Genomic DNA, 2,955 nt, shown 5'->3' with positions numbered 1-2,955 from the left:
CGGGCGATGTGTGCGGAACGCTCTTCTCGACGGGGCCGGCCCCCGGGGGAGCAGCCCCCAGGCGTCAGGGGGCCCAGGTCCGGGCGCCCACGGTGCTGCCCACTGTCTCGTCGGGGACCACGGCCTCGTCGGCGTACGCGCGGTTCACGGCCGAGACCACGGCGCGCAGTGTCGCGGTGGTGATGGAACCGGCCCGGCCGACGCCCCAGAACACCCGGTTGCCGAACTGCACCTCGACGTACGCCGCCGCGGTGGCGTCGTCGCCGGCGGTCATGGCGTGCTCCGAGTAGTCGAGGATGCGCACCTCGTCGTCGAACATCTCGTTGAGCGCGGCGACGAACGCCGCCAGGGGGCCGTTACCGGACCCCGTCAGCTCCTTGGTCTCGCCCTTCCACTTGACCACGGCGTCGATCGAGTCCACGCCGTCGTCGGTCTCGGCCGGGTCGAGCTGCTGGGAGATCCGCTCCATGGGGGAGACGCGGTCCAGGTACTCGAGGGTGAAGATGTCCCACATCTGCTTGGGCGTGACCTCGCCACCCTCGGAATCGGTGACGTTCTGCACCAGGGCGGAGAACTCCATCTGCAGGCGCCGCGGCAGCTGCAGGCCGTAGTCGCTCTTCATGATGTAGGCGACGCCGCCCTTGCCGGACTGCGAGTTCACGCGGATCACGGCCTCGTAGGTGCGGCCCTCGTCCTTGGGATCCACGGGCAGGTAGGGAACCTCCCACGTGATGTCGGTGATGTCCTCGCCCCGCGCGTCGGCCTCGACCTGCAGTGCGTCGAAGCCCTTGTTGATCGCGTCTTGGTGCGAGCCCGAGAAGGCGGTGAAGACCAGGTCGCCGCCGTAGGGGTGACGCTCGGGTACGCGCAGCTGGTTGGCGTACTCGACGGTGCGGCGGATCTCGTCCATGTCCGAGAAGTTGATCTGCGGGTCGACGCCGCGGGTGAGCAGGTTCATGCCCAGCGTCACCAGGCAGACGTTGCCGGTGCGCTCGCCGTTGCCGAACAGGCATCCCTCGATGCGGTCGGCGCCGGCCTGGAAGGCCAGCTCGGCGGCGGCCACGCCGGTGCCACGGTCGTTGTGCGGGTGCAGCGACAGGATCGTGGAGTCGCGGCGCGCCAGATTGCGGTGCATCCACTCGATCTGGTCGGCGTACACGTTGGGCGTGGCCATCTCGACCGTCGCGGGCAGGTTGAGGATGATCGGGTTCTCCGGAGTGGCGCCCACGACCTCGGTGACGGCGTCGCAGACCTCCTTGGAGAACGCGAGCTCGGTGCCGGTGAACGACTCCGGGGAGTACTCCCAGCGCCAGTTGGTGTCCGGGTAGTCCTTCGCGATGGCGGTCACCAGCTCGGCGGCGTCGGTGGCGATCTTCTTGATCGCGTCCCTGTCCTTACGGAACACGACCTTGCGCTGCAGGATCGAGGTCGAGTTGTAGAAGTGCACGATCACGTTGGACGCGCCTTCGCACGCCTCGAACGTGCGGCGGATCAGGTCCTCCCGGCACTGCACCAGCACCTGGATGGTGACGTCGGAGGGGATCGCCTCGTCCTCGATGATCTCGCGGACGAAGTCGTAGTCGGTCTGCGAGGCAGACGGGAACCCGACCTCGATCTCCTTGTAACCCATGCGGACCAGCAGTTCGAACATCCGGCGCTTGCGGGCCGGGCTCATGGGGTCGATCAGCGCCTGGTTGCCGTCGCGCAGATCCACGGCGCACCACTGGGGCGCGTGGGTGATGACCTTGTCCGGCCAGGTGCGGTCGGGCAGCGAGACGTCCTCGACCTCCTCCGCGAAGGGCCGGTACCGGTGGGCCGGCATCGAGGAGCCCTTCTGTCGGTTCCACGACGGTTGGTCGGGGCGTCCGGGCTTGGAGGGGGGAGTGATGGTCGACGACGACGAGACGAATGCGTCAGCGGGATTCATTGCGGGGCTCTACTTCCGTGGATTCGATCTGTGGGGATCGGACCGGCGCGACGAGATCCCGCGACGGGGAGCCGGTCCGCCTCAGCGGGCCCCGCCGCGGCACCCAAGAAGGAGCACGCGCTGCATGGCGGTCACGATACACGGTTCCGCGGGGTCTCACGGAATCGGGATGACGAAGGTCGTGGACCCCGTGGTCGCCTCCGGCGGGGAGAGCGGGGAGTCGGCGCCCAGCTCCTGGTCGTGGTGCATCGACCCCCACAGCCGGCGACAGCCGGCCTCCTCGGCGATGCCGAGCGCCTTGTCCACCAGTTGATGGGCGATCCCGCGGCCACGCAGCGGTTCGCTCACCCGGATCCCGTAGACGAACAGGTCCGGGCTGGCGCCCAGGTAGCCGGTCTCCACCGCCACCAACATGCCCACCGGGACCTCGTCCTGCAGCGCCAGCAACAGCAGGTTGGATCCGTTGTCGAGGAAGTCCCGGGTCCACTCCGCGGTGGGTGGGTGGCTGAACAGGTCGTCGGCGGTCAGCACCAGATCGAGGTCGCCGCGCGAGGCGCGACGGATCACGAGCTCCGGCTGCTCCGGCGAGGTCATCTGTTCAGTGTGACAAATACGCGGGCGGTCCGGTGCACGTGAGTGACGGCCGGGTGCGACCGGTACCTCGTCGTCATCGGTTGGCGATCATCCAGTCGATCCAACCGTTCTGGAACGGGACCGACTCGTACCAGGCCGGATTGGTGCCGTCGGGCTGGCGTCGTGCGTGGTCGGAACCGGAATGGATGCCCACCAGCAGGTCGCCGTGGAAGACGGGCCCGCCGGAGTCCCCGGCCCCGTATCCGCCCTGGATGGTGTGGGACCGGCCGATGCGGGATCCGCCCCGCGGCTCCATCCGCTCGAGGCGGGTGAGTCCGGTGCGCAGCTCCGCGGCGCGCTGACCGCCGGGCGAGGTGGCGCCGAAGCCGTGGAACCGCAGCACGTCGCCGGCCACGGGGTCCCTGCCCGCGCGCTTGACGGACGGGGACGGCGCC

At 69.1% G+C, this 2,955-nt stretch carries 3 protein-coding genes; all 3 read right to left on the bottom strand.

Going from position 1 to position 2,955, the window contains the following annotated elements:
• Window positions 1-64: 64 nt before the first annotated feature.
• Complete coding sequence (gene leuA / locus G6018_RS13420) at window positions 65-1,927, bottom strand: 2-isopropylmalate synthase (protein WP_179524340.1); 1,863 nt, start codon at window positions 1,925-1,927, stop codon at window positions 65-67.
• Window positions 1,928-2,083: 156 nt separating this feature from the next.
• Window positions 2,084-2,521, bottom strand: coding sequence for a GNAT family N-acetyltransferase (locus tag G6018_RS13415; protein ID WP_182639876.1), 438 nt, complete (start codon window positions 2,519-2,521; stop codon window positions 2,084-2,086).
• Between the two features lie 73 nt (window positions 2,522-2,594).
• The coding region (locus G6018_RS13410) for a trypsin-like serine protease (protein ID WP_182639875.1) at window positions 2,595-2,955 on the bottom strand (361 nt) is incomplete at its 5' end.

Source organism: Dietzia sp. DQ11-44 (assembly GCF_014145205.1).
In the GTDB taxonomy this organism is placed as follows: domain Bacteria; phylum Actinomycetota; class Actinomycetes; order Mycobacteriales; family Mycobacteriaceae; genus Dietzia; species Dietzia natronolimnaea.
Note: the sequence above shows the minus strand (reverse complement) of the source record. Positions and strands in the feature narration are given on the sequence as shown.

Excerpts from the sequence above, each read along its gene's own strand:
- G6018_RS13415 (WP_182639876.1), bottom strand. The coding sequence starts at position 2,521 with ATGACCTCGCCGGAGCAGCCGGAGCTCGTGATCCGTCGCGCCTCGCGC.
- leuA (WP_179524340.1), bottom strand. The coding sequence starts at position 1,927 with ATGAATCCCGCTGACGCATTCGTCTCGTCGTCGTCGACCATCACTCCC.